The organism is Flavobacterium sp. CECT 9288, assembly GCF_918731615.1.
GTDB lineage: Bacteria > Bacteroidota > Bacteroidia > Flavobacteriales > Flavobacteriaceae > Flavobacterium.
Genome location: NZ_OU957226.1, coordinates 2,121,578 through 2,141,968, shown reverse-complemented (window position 1 = coordinate 2,141,968; position 20,391 = coordinate 2,121,578). Strand labels below are relative to the sequence as shown.

Annotated in this window: 16 protein-coding genes; 9 read left to right on the top strand and 7 right to left on the bottom strand. The window is 34.6% G+C overall.

The window, feature by feature from the left end:
• Positions 1-5 precede the first annotated feature (5 nt).
• The gene (locus tag LQ189_RS09425; protein ID WP_230156145.1) at positions 6-1,454 is read left to right on the top strand and encodes an APC family permease; all 1,449 of its coding nucleotides are present in this window, start codon (positions 6-8) and stop codon (positions 1,452-1,454) included.
• 11 nt (positions 1,455-1,465) lie between these two features.
• Here the strand turns inward: LQ189_RS09425 and LQ189_RS09420 are convergent, their stop codons facing one another.
• Positions 1,466-2,146 carry a Crp/Fnr family transcriptional regulator gene (locus LQ189_RS09420; protein ID WP_086453106.1) on the bottom strand — a complete coding sequence of 227 codons (681 nt, stop codon included), beginning with the start codon at positions 2,144-2,146 and terminating at the stop codon, positions 1,466-1,468.
• Between the two features lie 106 nt (positions 2,147-2,252).
• Between LQ189_RS09420 and LQ189_RS09415 the strand changes: the two genes are divergently transcribed.
• The 8 genes from LQ189_RS09415 (at position 2,253) to LQ189_RS09380 (ending at position 11,050) form a co-directional block, all read left to right on the top strand.
• Positions 2,253-4,694 carry a heavy metal translocating P-type ATPase metal-binding domain-containing protein gene (locus tag LQ189_RS09415; protein WP_230158655.1) on the top strand — a complete coding sequence of 814 codons (2,442 nt, stop codon included), beginning with the start codon at positions 2,253-2,255 and terminating at the stop codon, positions 4,692-4,694.
• Between the two features lie 111 nt (positions 4,695-4,805).
• Positions 4,806-5,012: a cbb3-type cytochrome oxidase assembly protein CcoS gene (ccoS, locus tag LQ189_RS09410; RefSeq protein WP_158729497.1), complete on the top strand. Its 207-nt coding sequence runs from the start codon at positions 4,806-4,808 to the stop codon at positions 5,010-5,012.
• A gap of 31 nt (positions 5,013-5,043) precedes the next feature.
• On the top strand, positions 5,044-7,221 hold the full coding sequence (gene ccoN, locus LQ189_RS09405) for a cytochrome-c oxidase, cbb3-type subunit I (protein WP_230156143.1): 2,178 nt from the start codon (positions 5,044-5,046) through the stop codon (positions 7,219-7,221).
• 5 nt (positions 7,222-7,226) lie between these two features.
• On the top strand, positions 7,227-7,397 hold the full coding sequence (locus tag LQ189_RS09400) for a CcoQ/FixQ family Cbb3-type cytochrome c oxidase assembly chaperone (protein WP_221917321.1): 171 nt from the start codon (positions 7,227-7,229) through the stop codon (positions 7,395-7,397).
• Positions 7,398-7,420: 23 nt separating this feature from the next.
• A complete protein-coding gene (locus tag LQ189_RS09395; RefSeq protein WP_230156141.1) occupies positions 7,421-8,320 on the top strand; it encodes a cbb3-type cytochrome c oxidase N-terminal domain-containing protein in 900 nt (299 codons plus the stop codon).
• Between the two features lie 70 nt (positions 8,321-8,390).
• Positions 8,391-9,809, top strand: coding sequence for a cytochrome c oxidase accessory protein CcoG (gene ccoG / locus LQ189_RS09390; RefSeq protein WP_230156139.1), 1,419 nt, complete (start codon positions 8,391-8,393; stop codon positions 9,807-9,809).
• A 25-nt stretch (positions 9,810-9,834) separates the two neighbouring features.
• A complete protein-coding gene (locus LQ189_RS09385; RefSeq protein ID WP_230156137.1) occupies positions 9,835-10,287 on the top strand; it encodes a FixH family protein in 453 nt (150 codons plus the stop codon).
• Positions 10,288-10,348: 61 nt separating this feature from the next.
• Positions 10,349-11,050 (top strand): sulfite exporter TauE/SafE family protein, encoded by a 702-nt coding sequence (locus tag LQ189_RS09380; protein WP_230156135.1) that lies wholly within the window; start codon positions 10,349-10,351, stop codon positions 11,048-11,050.
• Positions 11,051-11,118: 68 nt separating this feature from the next.
• Here the strand turns inward: LQ189_RS09380 and hemN are convergent, their stop codons facing one another.
• From hemN to LQ189_RS09350, 6 genes are all read right to left on the bottom strand, one after another.
• Entirely contained in the window at positions 11,119-12,483 is a 1,365-nt protein-coding gene (hemN, locus tag LQ189_RS09375; RefSeq protein WP_230156133.1) for an oxygen-independent coproporphyrinogen III oxidase, read from the bottom strand.
• Positions 12,484-12,617: 134 nt separating this feature from the next.
• The gene (locus LQ189_RS09370) at positions 12,618-14,582 is read right to left on the bottom strand and encodes a DUF349 domain-containing protein (RefSeq protein ID WP_230156131.1); all 1,965 of its coding nucleotides are present in this window, start codon (positions 14,580-14,582) and stop codon (positions 12,618-12,620) included.
• 309 nt (positions 14,583-14,891) lie between these two features.
• Positions 14,892-15,641, bottom strand: a complete 750-nt coding sequence (locus LQ189_RS09365; RefSeq protein ID WP_230156124.1) for a shikimate dehydrogenase — start codon at positions 15,639-15,641, stop codon at positions 14,892-14,894.
• On the bottom strand, positions 15,628-17,037 hold the full coding sequence (locus LQ189_RS09360; protein WP_086453118.1) for a lipopolysaccharide assembly protein LapB: 1,410 nt from the start codon (positions 17,035-17,037) through the stop codon (positions 15,628-15,630). Before LQ189_RS09360 ends, LQ189_RS09365 begins: the two co-directional genes overlap by 14 nt.
• A gap of 146 nt (positions 17,038-17,183) precedes the next feature.
• Entirely contained in the window at positions 17,184-18,371 is a 1,188-nt protein-coding gene (locus LQ189_RS09355; protein ID WP_230156122.1) for an aspartate aminotransferase family protein, read from the bottom strand.
• A gap of 137 nt (positions 18,372-18,508) precedes the next feature.
• Positions 18,509-20,140, bottom strand: a complete 1,632-nt coding sequence (locus tag LQ189_RS09350; RefSeq protein ID WP_086453120.1) for an OstA-like protein — start codon at positions 20,138-20,140, stop codon at positions 18,509-18,511.
• Between the last annotated feature and the right edge of the window lie 251 nt (positions 20,141-20,391).

Below are 20,391 nucleotides of genomic sequence, written 5' to 3'. Positions count from 1 at the left end.
TACCAATGTCAGAAAATAAAACCGAGTTAAAACGTTCTTTAGGATTGATTGATGCAACCAGTTTAGTTGCAGGTTCCATGATAGGATCAGGAATATTTATTGTAACATCGGCAATGGCCAGAGATATAGGATCGGCGGCTTGGTTGCTCGTGATTTGGATTGTGACCGGCTTAATTACCGTTGCAGCTGCGTTAAGTTATGGCGAGCTAGCAGGAATGATGCCTAATGCAGGTGGTCAATTTGTGTATATTCAGCGTGCATACGGTAGGCTTGTTTCCTTTTTATATGGCTGGACTGTTTTTACGGTAATTCAAACAGGAGTTATTGCAGCTATAGCAGTAACTTTTGCAAATTATGCTGCTATTTTTTTTCCGGTTTTAGATGAAACGCTATTTTCTGTAGGATCGAATTTTGTTTTTTCGTACCAAAAAGTTTTAGCCATTTTCAGTATTGTTTTACTTACTTATATCAATACTAAGGGCGTTCAAAGTGGTAAAATAGTTCAACTTGTTTTTACTTCGGCAAAATTAATCGCGCTATTTGCCTTGATTATTTTAGGATTGTATGTAGGGTTAAAAACGGATGTTTTATCGGATAATTTTGCAAACATGTGGGACGCTAGCAAAACGGTAGTTAACCCAGATGGAACTGTAACTGTTACAAAACTTGTAGGGACAGCGCTTTTAGGTGCTGCGGGTGCTACTATTATAAACTCTTTGTTTTCCAGTGATGCTTGGAATAATGTTACCTTTATAGCAGGTGAAATTAAAGATCCTAAAAAAAATATACCTCGCAGTTTGTTTCTAGGAACGGTCATTGTGACTGTAGTTTATGTGTTGGCTAATGTGGCTTATTTAGCGTTACTGCCAATGCAAGGTTCGCCTAGTGCAAGTGATGCCTTGAGTAACGGAATCATGTTTGCTAATAATGATAGAGTAGGTGCGGCAGCAGCAAGTATGATATTGGGAAATGTAAGTGTCTTTGTTATGGCAGGATTAATCATGGTATCCACTTTTGGTTGTAATAGCGGATTAATCCTCTCTGGTGGAAGATTGTTTTTTGCAATGGCAAAGGATGGTTTGTTTTTTAAACAAGCCACCGAATTAAATAAAAATCAAGTCCCAGCCAAAGCCTTGTGGGTACAGTGTATTTGGGCTTGTGTGTTGTGTATTTCGGGAAAATTTGGAGATTTATTGACGTATGCTACTTTTGCATCCTTACTGTTTTATATCTTGACTATTTTAGGGGTTTTTATCCTTAGAAAAAAAGAACCTCATGCTGATAGACCTTATAAAGCATTTGGTTATCCCTTTGTTCCTGCACTTTATATTGTAGTCACGGTGGCTATTTGTCTTACCTTATTAATTTATGACACCTTCAATACCGGACTAGGATTAGCTATTGTTGCATTGGGAATCCCTGTTTATTATTTAGCAATGCCTAAAAAAAAGTAAAATTGAAGTAATTACTCGGCTAGTTTTTTGAGTTTAGAAAGGTCTAATAAAACTATTTTTTTTCCGCTAAGTTCAATGAGCCCTAGCTTTTTAAAGTCAGAAAGTAGTCTAATGCAACTTTCTGTTGCAGTGCCTATCATGCTAGCTAAATCATCTCTAGAAAGTTGCACTTTTAGGGATGCATCCTCATTTGTTCCAAAAGTATCATGCAAATAGAGCAAAGTTTCGGCAAGTCTTTCTTTGACTGTTTTTTGAGCTAGATTAACCATTTGATCATCGGCTTCTTTTAGATCGCCGCAAATAGTTTTCATTACATTCATAGAGAACTTGTTGTTTTTGTCAAAATATCCCATCACTTCTGATTTTGGAATAAAACAAACCTGCATATCATCAAGCGCTACTGCACTTAAATTAACAGGCTCCTCACTTATCATAGATCTTTGGCCTAGTAATTCCCCTTTGGTTACCAGTTTTACAATATGGTCTTTTCCATTGGCGCTAAGCTTGATGAGTTTGCAAACACCATCTTTAATACAGTAAATTCCGTTTACAGTATCTCCTTCCTTAAATATTATTTCTCCTTTTTTTACAATATGAGACGTTTTACAATCAGATAATTGCACGAGCTCTTGTTTAGTAAGGGCTTTCAAGGAACTGAATTCGCGCACGATACATTGTTCACATTTACTCATTAGTATGATATTTTTGTTATACAAAACTAGCCTTTTATTATGATAAATATCATATTTTAATTAACATTCGTTTAGGTTCTTTGCTTCAGGAAAAATGAGCAAAGTTATGGAGAAAAACAACTGTTTCCATTGTGGATTAGATGTCATAAAAGCCGAAGAAATATTTTTTGACGATAAAATTTTTTGTTGCACGGGTTGTAAAACAGTGTATGAAATTTTCAATCAAAACGATTTAAAAAGCTATTATGATTTTGAGAAATCACCTGGAGCAACACCGCAAAATACAAATGGAAAATATGATTTTTTAGACAATGAAAGTATTGTATCAAAACTATTGGAATTCAAAGAAAATGAAACAACAATTATTTCACTTAACATACCACACATACATTGTAGCTCGTGTATTTGGATTCTGGAAAATTTACAACGTCTTCAAAAAGGCATAAGCACTTCACAGGTCAACTTTCCTGAAAAGAGAGTACGCATTACCTTTAACTCCGCTACGGTATCTGTCAAAGAAATTGTTTTATTGCTGAGTTCTATAGGCTATGAACCTTATATAAGTTTAGAAAACTACGAATCTGGTAAGGCTGTTGTAGATAGAAGTTTGACCTACAAACTGGGTGTTGCTTTCTTTTGTTTTGGGAATATTATGTTACTTTCTTTTCCAGAATATTTTGAAGTTAAGGAGTATTGGCTGGACCACTATCGAGGTTTTTTTAGATGGTTAATATTTGCTTTATCATTGCCTAGTTTTTTCTACTCGGCAAGCGGTTATTATGTGTCTGCCTACAAGAGTATAAAAACCAAAATGCTCAATATTGATATTCCTATTGCCTTAGGAATTATTGTAATGTTTGTGCGCAGTACTTTTGATATTATCATGGATTATGGTTCTGGTTTTTTTGATAGTTTGACAGGACTTATCTTTTTTATGCTCCTTGGCAAAATGTTCCAAATAAAAACCTATAGTTTTTTGAGTTTTGAAAGAGATTTTAAGTCTTATTTCCCTATTGCAATAACTAAAGTTAATCCTGACGGAACGGAGTTGAGTATTCCTATTTATGAGGTTGAAAAAGGAAATAGATTGCTGATTAGAAATCAAGAACTCATTCCCGTTGATGGTATATTACTGTCTGAAAAAGCAGAAATAGACTATAGTTTTGTTACCGGAGAAGCAGTTCCCATTGTAAAGTATTCTGGAGATAAAGTTTTTGCAGGTGGAAAACAAATTGGGAAGATGATAGAAATGGAAGTCTTGCAAACCGTTTCTCAAAGCTATTTAACACAGCTGTGGAGTAATGATGTGTTCCAGAAAAATGTGGAGCAAAAACACAAAACAATTACTGACAAAATCAGTCGATATTTTACTCCGATATTATTGTTAATTGCTTTTATAGGGTTTGGATATTGGATTTTTATTAATGCCAATACTGCTTTTAATGTTTTTACCGCCGTTCTTATTGTAGCATGTCCTTGCGCGCTTGCATTGACCGCTCCATTCACTTTTGGGAATGTCTTACGAATTTTAGGAAAACAAAAATTTTACCTTAAAAATGCTTTGGTTATAGAACAATTAGCCAAAGTAGACACCATAGTTTTTGACAAAACAGGAACAATTACTACCAATAAAAAATCTAAAATTACGTATGTGCCACCCAGCGAAATAAATGGGATTGAAGTTCAAGAGGCCGCAATTAATTCAAAAACTAATGCATTAATAAAAAATGCGCTACGAGGTTCAAATCATCCGTTGAGCAGAATGTTATATGATTTTTTACCTGAAACAAAATTGATTAAAGTAGAGAATTTTGAAGAACAAGCTGGTAAAGGTATTCAAGCTCTGGTTGCTGGAAGTAGTATAAAAATTGGTTCAAGAGATTTTGTGCTCCATACAAATTTGGAGACGGATAATAAAGGTTTAGATAGTGAAGTTGAACTTGAAAATACCGTTGTATACATTACCATTGACGAAGTTTATTATGGGAAATATATCTTCATGAATCAGTATAGAGATGGTTTAGCGAAACTTTTTCAAGATTTGAGTAAGAAGTACGAAATTAAAATTTTATCAGGAGATAATGATGGAGAAAGAGCTACTCTTGAAGCTCTTTTGCCGAAAGGTACAGCATTAATTTTTAATCAAAAACCAGAACAAAAACTAGAGTTTATCAAAGCTTTGCAGGCCGAAGGTAAGAATGTGATGATGGTAGGCGATGGACTTAATGATGCGGGTGCATTGGCGCAAAGCCATATCGGAATATCTATTTCAGAGAATGTGAATGTGTTTTCGCCTGCTTGCGATGCTATTTTGGATGCCGAAGAGTTTCAAAAACTAAACTTCTTTTTACAGTATTCTAAAGATGCTATTACCACTATAAAAATGAGCTTTGTAGTTTCATTACTGTATAATGTAGTGGGATTAGGATTTGCCATAACAGGAAATTTATTACCACTTGTAGCGGCTATTATTATGCCATTGAGTACCATAACTATAGTCAGTTTTGTTACGGTAATGAGTAATTATTATGCTAAAAGAAAACACTAGTTCATTAAATATTTACAAAGTTCACATTTCATTAACAAATGTTTCAAGTATGATAAATGTCATATTTTACGTGAATGCATCCCAGTAACTTTGTTGAAATAAAAATACAATATGAGTGTCATTTATTTATTAATATCCATCAGTATTCTAGTAGCTATAGGTTTTTTTATAGCATTTATTAGAGCAGTCAAAACAGGACAATATGATGATGATTATACTCCCTCTGTTCGAATGCTTTTTGAGGATGAGTTAATTCAAAAAGAAACAAAAAATAAGGAAGAGTCTTTAAAAACAGAATATCTAGAAACTCAAAAATAATCAATAAACAACTTTCAAAATAATTATAAATATGGAAATGCAGCAGTTTTATTATGACAACAAAATTGTAAAAAAATTCATTTACGCCACCATAGTTTTTGGGGTAGTAGGAATGTTAGTGGGACTTATTCTTGCTTTTATGTTTCTATTCCCAAATATCACCGATGGAGTTTCTTGGTTGAGTTTTGGTCGATTGAGACCATTACATACTAATGCTGTTATTTTTGCCTTTGTAGGGAATGCTATGTTTGCAGGTATTTATTACTCTATGCAGCGCCTTTTAAAAGCAAGAATGTTTAATGATTTTTTAAGCAATCTGCATTTTTGGGGATGGCAATTAATTATTGTTGCGGCGGCTGTTTCTTTACCATTAGGATACAGTACATCTAAGGAATATGCGGAGCTAGAATGGCCTATAGACATTGCAATTGCTTTGATCTGGGTTATTTTTGGGATCAATATGATTGGTACTATTTTAAAACGTAGAGAACGCCATTTATATGTTGCTATTTGGTTTTATTTGGCCACTTTTGTTACTGTTGCAGTTTTACATATTTTTAATAGTTTGGCATTGCCAGTTTCTGGTTTAAAAAGTTATTCTGTATATGCGGGTGTTCAAGATGCACTAGTTCAATGGTGGTATGGTCATAATGCGGTTGCTTTTTTCTTAACCACACCTTTTTTAGGTTTGATGTATTACTTTATTCCAAAGGCGGCTAACCGTCCGGTGTATTCGTACCGCCTTTCAATTATTCACTTTTGGTCGTTGATTTTTATTTATATCTGGGCAGGTCCACACCATTTATTATATTCGGCATTGCCCAACTGGGCTCAAAATTTAGGTGTTGCTTTCTCAATCATGTTAATTGCTCCATCTTGGGGAGGAATGATCAACGGACTTTTAACGCTAAGAGGAGTTTGGGATAAGGTAAGAGTAGAACCTGTTTTAAAGTTTTTTGTAGTAGCAATTACCGGGTATGGTATGGCCACTTTTGAAGGTCCGATGTTGTCTCTTAAAAATGTTAATGCTATTGCACATTACACAGACTGGATTATTGCACACGTTCACGTAGGTGCGCTAGCTTGGAATGGTTTTATGGCATTTGGTATGATTTATTGGTTAGTACCTAGAATGACCAAGAGTAATTTGTACTCTACAAAATTAGCTAATTTTCATTTTTGGATAGGAACTCTCGGAATCATCTTGTATACTGTTCCTATGTATGTTGCGGGATTTTTACAAGCTTCAATGTGGAAACAATTTAATCCTGACGGAACGTTAACGTATGGTAATTTTCTAGAAACGGTTACTCAAATCATGCCTATGTATTGGATGAGAGCCATTGGAGGAACGATGTACTTGGTAGGAATGTTTGTATTAGTGTATAACATTTGGCAAACGGTTCGATTTGGATCAAAAGTAGAAGACGAACACGCCGAAGCTCCTGCGTTACTAAAAATAAGTTCAAGTAGAGTTAAGGGTGAAAAATTCCACCCTTGGTTAGAGCGCAAGCCTATTCAACTGACTATTTTGGCAACAGTAGCAATCTTAATAGGTGGTGTGATTCAAATTGTGCCTACTATAATGGTAAAGTCTAACATCCCTACGATAACCAGCGTAAAACCATATTCTCCTCTTGAACTGGAGGGACGCGATTTATACATTCGTGAGGGCTGTGTAGGTTGTCACTCTCAATCGGTACGACCATTTAGAAGCGAAGTAGAACGTTACGGACCTCAATCAAAAGCAGGAGAATTTGTATACGATCATCCATTTTTATGGGGATCAAAACGTACTGGACCCGATTTATTAAGAGTAGGTGGAAAGTACAATGACAACTGGCATTTCAATCACTTTTGGAACCCACAAAGTATATCTGCTGGTTCTATTATGCCGGGTTACAAATGGCTTTTTGATAATAAACCTATGGATATTTCCATGACCCAAAAGAAAATGGAAGTGATGTCTACACTAGGAGTTCCTTACACTCCTGCGCAAATTGCTGGTGGACTTGATGATTTGCGTAAACAAGCGGTTGCCATTGAAGAGAGTTTAAAAAACGACCCTGATTTTGTAAAAAGCTACGAAGAAAGTAAGAAGAAAGCCGAAGCAAGAGGTGAAAAATTTGTGCCAATGAACGAAAGAGAAATTGTGGCTTTAATAGCTTATATGCAACGTTTGGGTACTGATATTAAAGTAAAAAAATAGTAGTTATGTTTGAACAAATTAAACACAATATGGAGACCATTGATGGTGTAGCCATATATCCTATTCTGTCTTTATTAATTTTCTTTTTCTTTTTTGTAGGTCTAGGTCTTTGGGTTTTCTCTTATAATAAAGAAAAAATTAAGGAGTTGAGCCAGATGCCATTGAGCGATAATTAATTGTAGTATTTAAACTAGTTAGAATGAAAAATAATTTTCCTGTATACGTTAGAGTTCCTGTAATTTTCTTTACTGTTTTTATGGTAATGGAGTATTTCATTGACTCAGGAGATCGACCTGCATTTATAAAATTCCCAATGGTCACCGTGTTTTTATTAGTATTTCTTTTTTTATTGATTGCAGTAGAAATTACTTGGAAAGCTGTTGATACCATTACATATCAATTAATGACGCAAGATCAAAAAGAAGCTTTGCATAAAAAACAAAACATTCGTTTTCAAGATCAGGCGTGGTATAAAAATCTAATGGCAAAACTGACTAAAACGCAGCCTCTTGATAATGAAGGACAGTTGTTATTAGATCATGATTATGATGGTATTAAGGAACTTGATAATAATTTGCCGCCATGGTGGGTGTATTTGTTTTATGCGTGTATACTTTTTGGAGTAGTGTACATGGTACGATATGAAGTATTGGGAGCAGATAATCAAGAAATGGAGCTTCAAAAAGAAGTGGCTCAAGCCAAAATTGAGATTGCTGAATATATGAAAACTGCTCCAGACTTGATGGATGAAAAAACGGTAACCTTATTGACAGAACCAGCTGATTTAGCTGCTGGAAAAGAAATTTTTAATACGAATTGTGCTGCTTGTCATAGAGCTGATGCTGGTGGTCAAATAGGTCCAAATTTAACCGATGATCAATGGATTTTGGGCGGTGGTATAAAGAATGTTTTTCATACTCTGGTTAATGGAGGCCGTGACGGAAAAGGAATGATATCCTGGAAAGGGACCTTAAAGCCAAAAGAAATGCAAAAAGTTGCTAGTTATATTTTATCCTTGAAAGGCAGCAACCCACCTGATGCAAAAGCATCTGAAGGGGAAGTATGGGTTGAAGAAAGTGCAGTAGTCGCTGCTAAATAATTTTCATCCTGGGACTGGTGTTTGAACATCAGTTCCAAGTTTTGTAAACTCGTTTTTATAAATTAAAATAATGTCAAATTCATCAGACGAAGCGTTTAGAGATACCATAGGAACTATTGACGAAGCGGGTAATAGAAAATTTATCTATCCTAAAAAACCTTCCGGGAAGTTGTATGAGTACCGTAAATGGGTAAGCTATTTTTTATTGATTGTCTTAGTAGCAAATCCATTTGTTAAAGTGAATGGCAACCAGTTCATGATGTTCAACATTCTAGAACGCAGGTTTACTATTTTTGGATTTCCTTTTTGGCCACAAGATTTTTATCTGTTTGTGCTTTTTATGATTATCGGAATTGTTTTCGTTATTCTTTTTACGGTTATTTTTGGACGTATTTTTTGCGGATGGATTTGTCCCCAAACTATTTTTCTCGAAATGGTTTTCCGAAGAATTGAATATTGGATAGAGGGAGATAGAGGCGCTCAAATTCGTTTGCATAAACAGGAATGGAACGCTGAGAAGATTAGAAAGAAAGGGCTAAAATGGTTCATTTTTTTAATAATATCATTTTTTATTGCCAATGTTTTTTTGGCCTATCTCATCAGCAGTGATGCCCTTTACAAAATGATTGAGGAGGGACCACGTAACCACATCAGCACCTTAGTTTCATTATGTATTTTTACTGGTGTGTTCTATTTTGTATTTGTTTGGTTTAGAGAACAAGTTTGTATTATAGCATGTCCTTACGGTAGGTTACAAGGTGTTTTATTAGATGATAAATCCATAAATGTAGCCTATGATTTTGTTCGAGGTGAAAAAACTGCTGGAAGATCAAAATTCAATAAGCAAGAGGATAGGAGTGCCACTGGGAAAGGAGACTGTATTGATTGTAAACAATGCGTAAACGTTTGCCCCACAGGAATTGATATTCGTAACGGAACACAGCTAGAATGCATCAATTGTACGGCTTGTATTGATGAATGCAATACTATTATGAATAGTGTAGGACTGCCCGAGGGTCTTATTAGATACGCATCTGAAGAGGAGATTGAAAAGGAGAAAAAATTCAAATTCACCACTAGAATGAAAGGGTATTCAGCCGTTTTGTTCATTTTAACGGGTGTTTTGATAGGTTTGTTGTTCCTTCGTTCAGATGTTGAGGCGGTGATTCTAAGGTTGCCAGGGCAATTGTTTCAACACAAAGGGGACAATATAAGTAATGTGTACACATTTAAGGTGATCAATAAAACTAGTAAAGGTCTTGACAGGGTTCATTTTAAATTAGTGGGAACCAAAGGGAGTCTGAAAATTGTAGGAACCCAATACTTAAAAGTGGATAAACAAAGCATGAACAGCGGAACACTTTTTATTGAAATCAATCAAAATATTTTAGATACCGATAAAACAAATCTAAAAATTGAAGTTTACAACGGCAATGATAAAATAGAAACTACAACCACCAGTTTTTTAAGTCCGCGTAGTTTTAATTAAAGTATAACAAGCAAATAGTAAGAACATGAAAATAGGTTGGGGAACAGGAATAGTAATTGCTTTTGGATTGTTTATGACATTCATTTTGTTTTTTGTATTTACGGTACAGTCTGATTCTAAATATGATAATGAATTGGTTGTAGAGGAGTATTACAAATATGATGCTCATTTTGCTGAGGAGATGACACGCATACAAAATGCTGTAGATTTGGCTCAAAAGCCAATTATAAACAACAATGTAAACGGAATAGAAGTGGAATTTCCTAAGACTTTTGAAACCAATAAAATAAAAGGGAAAGTGTCTCTATACAGGCCGTCTAATAAAAAATTAGATTTTGAAATTCCTATTTCATTATCTAATGCTACAACTTTGCTCATTCCTAAAAAAAGTTTAGCAGGCGGCCGTTGGGACATTAATATGGAATGGCAATACAACGGAACATCATATTTGTCAAAGGAAACGGTTTACGTGAGGTAAGTACCAGAAATCATTTCAACAAAATGTTCTTCATTATTTCTTAGATCAATAAGAATACAACATGTTTTACACAGCAATTATATTTGGTTTATTAAGCAGTTTTCATTGCATCGGGATGTGTGGTCCTATTGCTATGATGTTGCCTGTAGACAGGAATAACTCCTCTAAAAGAGTTTTACAAATAATCACGTATCATTTGGGTAGAATTTCAGCTTACGGTACCATAGGATTTGTATTTGGTTTAGTGGGCAAAGGTTTTTTTATGGCGGGCATACAGCAGCAACTTTCTATAGGGATAGGAATTGCAATGATTGCAGTGGTACTTATTCCTGAAAAGTTATTTGCTAGATATAATTTTTCTAAGCCTATATTTAAATTCGTGGCTGGTATTAAATCAACTTTAGGAGCACAGTTCAAAAATAAAAGTTACAAGTCATTGTTTACAATAGGTTTACTAAACGGATTTTTACCTTGTGGTATGGTTTACGTTGCCTTATTTGGAGCTATTGCTATGCAAAATGCAGGTTGGGGTGTTGTATACATGATACTTTTTGGGTTAGGTACTATTCCGCTTATGAGTAGTATTGTTTTAATACAGGGATATATTACATTGCCTATGCGAAACCGAATTCAGAGATTAATTCCCTATGTGGCCATAACAATGGGATGTTTGTTTATTTTGCGAGGTTTAGGTTTGGGTATTCCATATGTATCACCGTCAACAATGAGTTTGTTTATTCAATCTAATGCCACTTGTCATTAAACAAATAATGGTAGTCTAAATTACAAAGCACGCCTTGAGCGTGCTTTATCATTTTGTATGATTAGGTATTAAATTGTCATCGAAAAAAGAGCCGTTTCTGGCGCTTTTCTTTTCAATCTTAAGTCAAATGCCATTCCTATATTTCGAATATAAGGTTTGCCTTTTTCTGTAATTACAAGGCTATTTTCATGTATCACGATAAGAGCGTCTTTTTCCATTTCTTCTAGCTGCTCCAATACTTCGGGCAGTTCTTCAAAATATAATGAAGCATCATGCCAAGAAGTTTCAAATTGACACATTAAATTTAAAATGTGTTTTCTAATGATGAGGTCTTCACGAGTTAAGATATGACCTCTAAAAACGGGCAGTCTATCCCATTCAAGCATTTGGTAGTAATCGTCTAAGTTTTTAGCATTTTGAGCAAAACCATACCAGCTGTCACTTATTGAGGATACGCCAAGACCTATCATTAACGGAGTTTTTGAAGCACTATATCCCATAAAATTACGGTGTAAAGTTTTTTCTTGAAAAGCAATGTAAAGTGCATCGGTTTCTAAAGCAAAATGATCCATCCCTATTTCATGATATCCATTCTCATATAATAACTCTTTACCAGTTTCATATAATTGTCTCTTTTTATCATCTTGAGGTAAATCTTCGTCATTAAAACCGCGCTGCCCATTTCCTTTTATCCAAGGCACGTGCGCGTAACTATAAAATGCCAATCGGTCTGGTTTAAGGGATTTTGTCTTTTCAATAGTGTCTATTACATCGTCAATTTCTTGAAACGGTAACCCATAAATAATATCATGACCTATTGATGTATACCCAATAGCTCTTGCCCAAAAGGTTACTTTTGCTACATTATGAAACGGTTGTACTCTGTGAATAGCTTTCTGAACTTTTTCAGCATAATCTTGCACCCCAAAACTTACTCTTCTAAAGCCAAGCTCATATAGTTTTTGTAAGTGAGCATAGGTTGTATTGTTAGGATGCCCTTCGAAACTAAATTCGTTATCCACAGATTTATTGGCATGCATAAAAATGCCGTTTATTAAGTCCTCTAAATTTTGAGTCGAAAAAAAAGTAGGTGTGCCACCGCCTAGATGTATTTCTTTGATTGTAGGTTTTTCGCCCAATAGTTTGCAATATAAAGTCCATTCTTTTAAAACGGCCATAATGTATGGATGTTCTACGGCGTGATTTTTTGTAATTCGCTTATTACACCCACAAAAAGTACATAAGCTTTCGCAAAATGGCAAGTGAATATACAAACTAAGACCTTCTTGAGGACCACTTTTACGAAAAGATTGTTGTAACGTTTGAATCCATAAATCACTTGTAAAATCACTTTCATCCCAGTAAGGAACGGTAGGGTAGCTAGTGTATCTAGGGCCGGGTACATTATATTTTTGAATCAAAGAATTTTTCATAATAAAACATTTTGTCACACCAAAAGTAGAACGAGTCTGCCAAGATAAAAATGATAATTATCATGTAGAAACCTCATAAAAACAAGAAACCCCAATCCTGCTGGATTGGGGTTTACTATCTTGTGGGTAAAAATCTATTCTTCTATTTTAATATTTTTTAATTGTTTTAGTTTTTCTTTCCATACATCAAGACTTTCTTTGTGAATGGCAATGTTTTTACGAACTTCCAATACAATTGAATTCTCTTTCTTAGCATTACGAGTATTGGCAAAAAACTGAATGTTGTTTTCCAATTGGAAAATTTCATTCTGTACTTCCTCAATTTTACGCATAATGAAAATTTTCTCACTATCTAGTTTTCTAGAATCATTACTTTCAGATAATTGATCCATTCTGTTAGCAAAACGCATCATGTCAGTATCCTTTTTACTCAAGCTTAATTTTTCAAAAAGAGCATCTAGAATTTTGTTAAATTTCCCTTCAATATGCCTTCTAGCAAAAGGTACTTTACCAAAACCTTTCCAGTTTTCAATATGAAGTTTTATAGCATCAAGATCGGTTTTATGATCACCTGTAAGTTGAAATTCTCTCAGCGATTCTAGATATGTTTTTTTACCTTCAAATGCAGCAACTTCTTCACTGTTTTCCTCTTTTTTATGCTCTTTAAGGTGTTCAAAATAGTGGTTGCAAGCTTCCCTAAACTCTTTCCATATTTTGTCCGAATATTTTCTAGGAACATGACCTATTTCTTTCCACTCCTCTTGAATTTGCTTCATTATAGGTGTAGTGGCAGCAAAATCAGTGCTTTCTTGTAGTGCTTTTGCTTTTGCTACAAGTGCAGTTTTTTTAGCAAGATTGTCGTTTTGATCTTTTTTAATGTCTTTGTAGAAAGAATTTTTAAAAGAATTAAAATTACGTACCGCGTTTTTAAATTGGCTCCACGTTTCCTCATTAACTTCTGAAGGAACTTTTCCAGCCGAGAAAAAAGCAGTGCGCAATGCCTCAACCTTTTCTATTTGACCAAGCCACTGCGAGTGAGCATTCACTTTTTCAGTAGCCAGAACTTCAATTTGAGCAATAATGGCTTTTTTATTTTCTAGATTAGCTAACTCAACTGCACGCTGATTTTCAAATAAAACTTCACGTTTATCGTGCATTTTTTTAGTCAAATCGCTAAACTGATTCCAGATAGCATCACGGTGTTCTCTTGAAACAGGACCAATATCTTCTTTCCAGATTTTATGTAAATCTTGTAATTCTCTAAAAGCTTTATTAACATCTTTTTCAAGAACCAGTTCTTCAACACGGGCAACAATTTTTTGTTTTAATTCCAGGTTGTGTTTAAAATCAAGGTCTCTCGCTTCACGATCAAGGTGTAAATAATCATAAAAATTTTCAACATGAAAATGATAATTATTCCACACATGGTTGTACTTATCCTTAGGAATAGCCCCTGCATTATTCCATCGCTCTCTTAAATCATTAAAATGTTTTAGCGTGTCCTTGATGTTAGCTTGCGGATTTATAAGTTCTTTTAATTCCTCAACAATAGCAAGCCTATTTTCCAGGTTATTTTTTAAGTTAGTTTGTAAGCTTTTAAAATGAGCATTCTTTACCTCACGAAATTGCGAATATAATTTATCAAACTGACTCTTTAATGGAGAGTGGTATTCAAACTCTTCAGTAGGATCTTGATTTTCTGCAAGGAATTCCTCTTTCTTTTCTTCAACTAAATGATTATATTTAGCTAAAAAAGCTTTCTTTATTTCTTCAATATGATCCTTGTAGGCAAGAGCTTTATCGCTAGAAACAAAACCTTTAAGTTCCTCAATAAGCTCCTCAAGTGCAAGTGCATCATAATCCTTCATAGGAATTTCATGGCGCTCTTTCAGTGTTTCATCTTCGCTTTCCTCTGCATTACTAGCAGCAATAGCATCTGTTGCAGTAGTAGCATCAGCTTCAATTAGTACAGCTTCAGGTTGCGTTAGTTCACTTAAATCATCAGGAGTTGCAGTAGTAGCATTCAAGATTGTTTCGGTACCATTTCCATCTGCATCGACTTGATGTTGATCCAGGTTGTCATTCTTTTCTTCTAACATTTTTTTAAATGTATAAGGTTTCTAAATAATATTGAGTCCGAAAGGTAGTAAAGCCTTACCAAAATACAAAATATACAAGCCATTTTATTAATCATAGATCAAATGATATTTTTAATTAGGAGCTTTCTCCAGCTGTACGCTATATCTTTAGGATCCTGAAAAAAATCAGGACCCTAAAGGATGCCGCTTCCATCTGGGCTAGGAATCTAGAATATAACAGAAAACTTTTTAAACAGAAGTGTCAAAAAATGGATGTAAAACTATCAACAGCTTAACTTTAAAAAAAAAAGTTTTTAGCGGGATTATTTTTTACTTATTCCAAATTTTCCAAGCTTTTTCAGCTTGAAAAATAAGCATGTCTAAGCCATTTTTTGTTTGAGCGCCTTGAGCAGCAGCTTTTTTCAAAAATTGTGTTTCTGCGGGATTGTAAATCAAATCGTAGGCAATGTGCTTCTCGGTAAAAAACGAATAGGGCAGTAGTGGGAAAGCATCAGTATTTGGGCTTGTACCTACTGGCGTAGCATTAATTATGATTTGGTAATTATCAAATGTTGTAGCATTAATTCGGTCATAACTTATGCTTGTTTCAGTAGCTTCTCTTGATACAAATACATACGGAATGTCAAGCTCATCAAGAGCAAAAGCAACGCCTTTAGAAGCTCCACCTGTGCCTAAAATCAAGGCTTTCTTGTGATGAGGTTGCAGTAAGGGTATCAGGGATTTTTTAAAGCCAAAATAATCAGTATTGTATCCTTTTAGTTTGCCTTTTTTTGTAACGCGTATGGTATTTACGGCACCTATAAGCGCAGCTTTTTTGGATAAGGAATCTAGATAAGGAATAACCGTTTCTTTGTACGGAATGGTTACATTAAGTCCTTGTATATCTTTGTTTTCAAACCGAATTGTTGGAAAATCTTGAATGTCTTGGATGTCAAAATTTTCATAAGTACAACCCTCAAAACCTGCCGCAGCAAATTTCTCAGTAAAATATTTTTTAGAAAAAGAATAACTGATGTTACGTCCTACTAACCCAAAACGTCTTGTATTACTCTCCGTCATTTGTACCCGTATATTTTTTGATGTGGTTTTGCACTGATTTTTTCTCCCAAACAGATGGGAAAGAATTTTTTAATAACTTTGAATTGGCTGCATTGAGACGTAAAGCATTACTCAAATGAAATTTTGCCTTCGTTGTATCGTTTAGTAAATAATATAAACCAGCTAATCGGTATTCAATTTCGTTTTCTTCAGGATAATATTCGGTAGCCTGCAAAAGTGTTTGTACTGCCGGCATAAATTCACCTTGAAATTGTAAAATATCTACCCAAAAAAGCCAAACATCAAGGCTTGTTTCTCCATATTCAACTGCTTTTTTGTATCCAAAGGTTGCTTCTTCAAAAAAGCCCATTTTTTTGTTGATGCTTGCAAATCGTTTCCAATACAGTTTGTTTTGGTTGTCAATTGCAAGGGCTTTGTTTACAAAATAGAGTGCTTTTTGATAGTTTTTTTGACGTACATAAAAATCGGTTATTGCAATCCAGCCTTTATCTAGTAAAGGATCTTCATGCACGGTTTGATTATAATATTTGAGAGCTAGAGCGGTATTGCCAAGTTTTTCATGACATTTTCCCATTCGCAACAGCGCATAAGAAGTTGCATCATCTAGCTCAATAGTTCTGCTGTAACTTTCAACGGCTTTTTCATAATTTTTTAGACGTTCGTATGCCTTTGCTTTTTCCATAAAAGCACCCACAAATTCATCATCTATCAGCGTTGCGTATTCATAAGCACGTATAGCTTCTTCATATTCTTTTACGCTGTAATGCAAACGTCCTAGTTGGTGCCAAGCAATTTCACTATACGGATTTTTATCAATGTATTCTTTTAGAAATTGGATCGCATCTTGATTTTGATCTAAAAATTCAAAACAATATACCACGTTATACAACGCTGATTGATCTTCAAGATCTTCCTCAAGACAATTGATGAAATTGGTTTTTGCCAATTCAAAATTGTCCATAAACAAATACTCCATGCCTATTAAATTATACACATCTGCCAGATCATCTGTATATTTAAGGGCAATTTTTAAGAGTTCAACAGCTTTTTCATGTTGATCTCTTTTAGAGCATATATTTGCTTTTTGAATGTATATTTCTTCATTATTGGGTTCAATAGCATACAACTCATTCAATATTTTTTCAGCGAGTTCTAATTTATCATCATACACAAGCATCTCGACTTGCACGAGTTTAAGTCCTGTTGCTTTAGGATGTTGTTCCAAGGCTAATTTGAGGGCTTTTTTTGCCAAAGTGGCTTTGCCCATATCCAGATAATGAAGGATAATTTCTTCAAATTCTTCGGAGTCGAAAAAGAATACCTTGTTGGTTTTCAACATGGACTCAAATTTTGATAAGGATAAGTTATAATCTTCTTCTTCGTTGCTTAATTGCATACTTTGTGTTTTAAATTTAGCCTAACTAAAATTAGGTAATCGTGGGTGTACTGTGAGGATAATTTAGAATTTTTGTGAACAATTTAATTAACAAAAAAATGCTTTAGTTAAAACAAAGAGTATCTCCTTGTCGAATATTTTTAAGATTAATTCTTATTCATCATTTCATCCATCACTTCTAGAATAATACTACAACCTTCTCGTATTTCTTCCTCCGAAATGGTTAACGGGGGCGTAATCCTGATGGCGCATCCTTCAAAAAGGAGCCAGAATAAAATAAGTCCTCTATCTTGACATTTTAAAATAACCTCGTTTGTGATATCAGGGCTTTTAGTCATGGCGGCTAGCATCAATCCTTTACCTCTTATTTCTTGTATCAAAGGATGTACCAAAAGCGATCTAAATAATTTTTCTTTCTCAAGAGATTCCTGCATGATATTAGTTTCTGTAATTTCTTGCAAAGTAGCTAAGCAGGCTGCCGCTATGACAGGATGTCCTCCAAAGGTAGTTATGTGCCCTAATTTTGGATTGTCACTCAACAAATCCATTTGTGCTGATGAAGCTGTAAAAGCACCAACAGGCATTCCGCCACCCATGCCTTTTCCCATGACAACAATATCAGGAACAACATCGTAATTTTGGAAACCAAAAAGTTTTCCGGTTCTACCAAAACCCGGTTGAATTTCATCCAGAATCATCATGGCACCTACTTCATCACAGCGTTCTCTCACTTTTTTGAGATAGTCATTGTGGGGTTGAATGAATCCCGCTCCACCTTGAATGGTTTCTAATAATACTCCTGCTGTTTTGTGCGTTATTTTAAGTAAATCAGCTTCGTCATTAAACGTGATAAACTCCACATCAGGGATCAACGGTCGAAAGACTTGTTTGCGCTCTTCAAATCCCATGACACTCATTGAACCCATGGTGTTGCCGTGATACGCGTTGTGACACGAAATCAATTGACTTCTTCCTGTGGTTCTTCGGGCTAGTTTTAAGGCTCCTTCTATGGCCTCTGTGCCTGAATTAACCAGATAGGTTTTGTCTAAAGGTGCTGGCAATAATGAGGCTAACAATTTGCAATAAGCTACAGCTGGACTTTGAGAATATTCGCCGTATACCATTACGTGTGAATATTTATCTAATTGATCTTTTATGGCTTGGTTGACTCTAGGATGCTGGTGGCCTAAGGCACAGGCTGATACGCCTGCTACAAAATCTAGGTATTTTCTAGAATCTGTTGCGTAGATGTAAGACCCTATAGCGTGTGACACCTCCATGCCTAGCGGATAGGGTGAAGTTTGTGCTTGGTATTTTAAAAAATCTGTGTTCACAAATTATTGTTTAATCGTTTATTTGATACTTTTTTGTAATAGGTAACTTTTAATGTAACTGTTTACTAAAAAATGATACTGTTCGCTGTTCACTGTGACTGTAAACTGTGACTGTGTACTGTGATTGCAAACTAAGACTACTTCTTAACTTTCTTTTTATCGTAATTCAGCGTTTCTTTCCTAATTTTCATCGGAATATTCCCTTTACCTTGAGCTGATTTAGTGGCTTTGGCAATTTTTTCATTGTCTTCATTTTCTTCGGGAGGAAAAATATCGTCCTTTGATTTTATACGTTCATCGCCTCGCCATACTAATCCTCTTAGTTTTCTTGCATTTTCGGGCAGTTCGTTTTCGGGGAAAATATCGCCATCTACATCTTGAAAAAAAGTAATGGTTTCGATCTCATTATCAGCTAATACTAAATTTATTTTACTGCTTTTATTTTTGTTAATACCTATTAATTCTTGTGCTTCATTACGCATGTAGTAAATGACTTCTGCGTTTTTAATAATATCAACATCGTGTAATTTTCCTTCTAGAAATTTTCCATATAGATTTTGTCCCTTGACTTGATTGTATCCTGTTCCCAAAGTGTCTTTTGAGAGAATAAAAGTGTTTTCGAGTACTTTAAGGGAGTCTAATTTTTGAGTGGTTTTATCTCCTATCAAATGCATAATGTCACCCGTAATTTGGTTTTCAGCGTTCCAAAGTATTGGATTTCCTATCATTTTTGTCAGTCCCATTTTAGTACTAGAATGTATCGAATCACATTTTCCGCTCATATCCTTTTTGAAAAATCGGACGTTATTAAAGGCTCTAATGATTCTGTTTCCTTCTTTTCCAGTAACCATTAGTTTTTTTCCGTGAATATAAACCGAGTCATTTTCGACAAAATTTACTGCTACGGCTCTTTTTGTAACATACATAGAATCTTGTTTTTTAAACACTTCGGCATAATGCCCTTTTACAATACCGCGGTTAATAGAATCTGTTATTTTTACATTTCGAGTCGCCGATGCAAATTCTCTGTTTCGATCATAATACAAACTGTCACCCTTAATCACTCTATCGTCATATTTGATATAAGATTTGTTTAGGAAGTGTGCTAGATTTTTTTTGGTATCATAAAATCCTTTTTCGGTGTAAATGTAATTGGCTTTACTAGTGATTGTTGAGGGTCCTAAAAGATACGAATGTCCTGAATTACTAAAATAATCCAAATGATTTGATTTGATCACATACGTAGGATTGGTAATCGTGACCGATGTCAAAAATCGAAACTTTTTTTCTTTTACATAATACCTACCTGAATTACTCTTAAGTGTATTGTCTTTATTGGTAATAGTTCCCGGTGTATCGTAATAAGCTTCTTGAATATTTCGGTCAAAATTGATAATATCTGTTACCAACGTTGCGTCTGGCGAACTCATAACTGCGTCACCAGAAGCATATGCTTTTTTTACAGTAGCATTATACTCCGCATATTTACTATTCAAAAACAAAGTATCTCCTTGTACCATTTGTACATTTCCAAAAGCTTTGATATACTTTTCTTTTGAAAAATAATACGCTTTGTTACAAGTAAGTACAATACCGTCGTGACTTATACGAACGTTTCCCATTAATAAAAGCCCATCTGGGACTTCAAGTTCATTAACTTCTTGAAAATCGGCATTTTCAATAACTAATATTTTTGGGGCTTGCGCCAAAACAAACTGCGAAATCAATAAAATGGCTAGTTGAGTAAGGAAAAAAAGTGTTTTTTTCAATGGATCTAATTTTTGTCAAATTTATGAAAAAGGAAACAATCCTAATCCATATTAGGATTTATTTATAATTAGTCAAAACGGGCTTTAAAGGATAGGTTTAACTGCTAAAAGTTATCAACAAATAAAACTACTCTTTCGTTGTAGTTTGTTCACTAGCACTTATAACGGTATAATTTTAATTGTTTTTCACGCCATCTTATTTTAAAAATATTAAATTTAAAATCTGATGTCCAATTGGTACAAGACCTATT

Bases quoted from the DNA above. Each gene is read 5' to 3' on its own strand.
- hemN (WP_230156133.1), bottom strand. From the start codon at position 12,483: ATGAAAAATTCTTTGATTCAAAAATATAATGTACCCGGCCCTAGATAC.
- LQ189_RS09395 (WP_230156141.1), top strand. From the start codon at position 7,421: ATGAAAAATAATTTTCCTGTATACGTTAGAGTTCCTGTAATTTTCTTT.
- LQ189_RS09380 (WP_230156135.1), top strand. From the start codon at position 10,349: ATGTTTTACACAGCAATTATATTTGGTTTATTAAGCAGTTTTCATTGC.
- ccoG (WP_230156139.1), top strand. From the start codon at position 8,391: ATGTCAAATTCATCAGACGAAGCGTTTAGAGATACCATAGGAACTATT.
- LQ189_RS09360 (WP_086453118.1), bottom strand. From the start codon at position 17,037: ATGCAATTAAGCAACGAAGAAGAAGATTATAACTTATCCTTATCAAAA.
- LQ189_RS09365 (WP_230156124.1), bottom strand. From the start codon at position 15,641: ATGACGGAGAGTAATACAAGACGTTTTGGGTTAGTAGGACGTAACATC.
- LQ189_RS09415 (WP_230158655.1), top strand. From the start codon at position 2,253: ATGGAGAAAAACAACTGTTTCCATTGTGGATTAGATGTCATAAAAGCC.
- LQ189_RS09425 (WP_230156145.1), top strand. From the start codon at position 6: ATGTCAGAAAATAAAACCGAGTTAAAACGTTCTTTAGGATTGATTGAT.
- LQ189_RS09420 (WP_086453106.1), bottom strand. From the start codon at position 2,146: ATGAGTAAATGTGAACAATGTATCGTGCGCGAATTCAGTTCCTTGAAA.
- ccoS (WP_158729497.1), top strand. From the start codon at position 4,806: ATGAGTGTCATTTATTTATTAATATCCATCAGTATTCTAGTAGCTATA.
- LQ189_RS09400 (WP_221917321.1), top strand. From the start codon at position 7,227: ATGTTTGAACAAATTAAACACAATATGGAGACCATTGATGGTGTAGCC.
- LQ189_RS09385 (WP_230156137.1), top strand. From the start codon at position 9,835: ATGAAAATAGGTTGGGGAACAGGAATAGTAATTGCTTTTGGATTGTTT.
- LQ189_RS09370 (WP_230156131.1), bottom strand. From the start codon at position 14,582: ATGTTAGAAGAAAAGAATGACAACCTGGATCAACATCAAGTCGATGCA.
- ccoN (WP_230156143.1), top strand. From the start codon at position 5,044: ATGGAAATGCAGCAGTTTTATTATGACAACAAAATTGTAAAAAAATTC.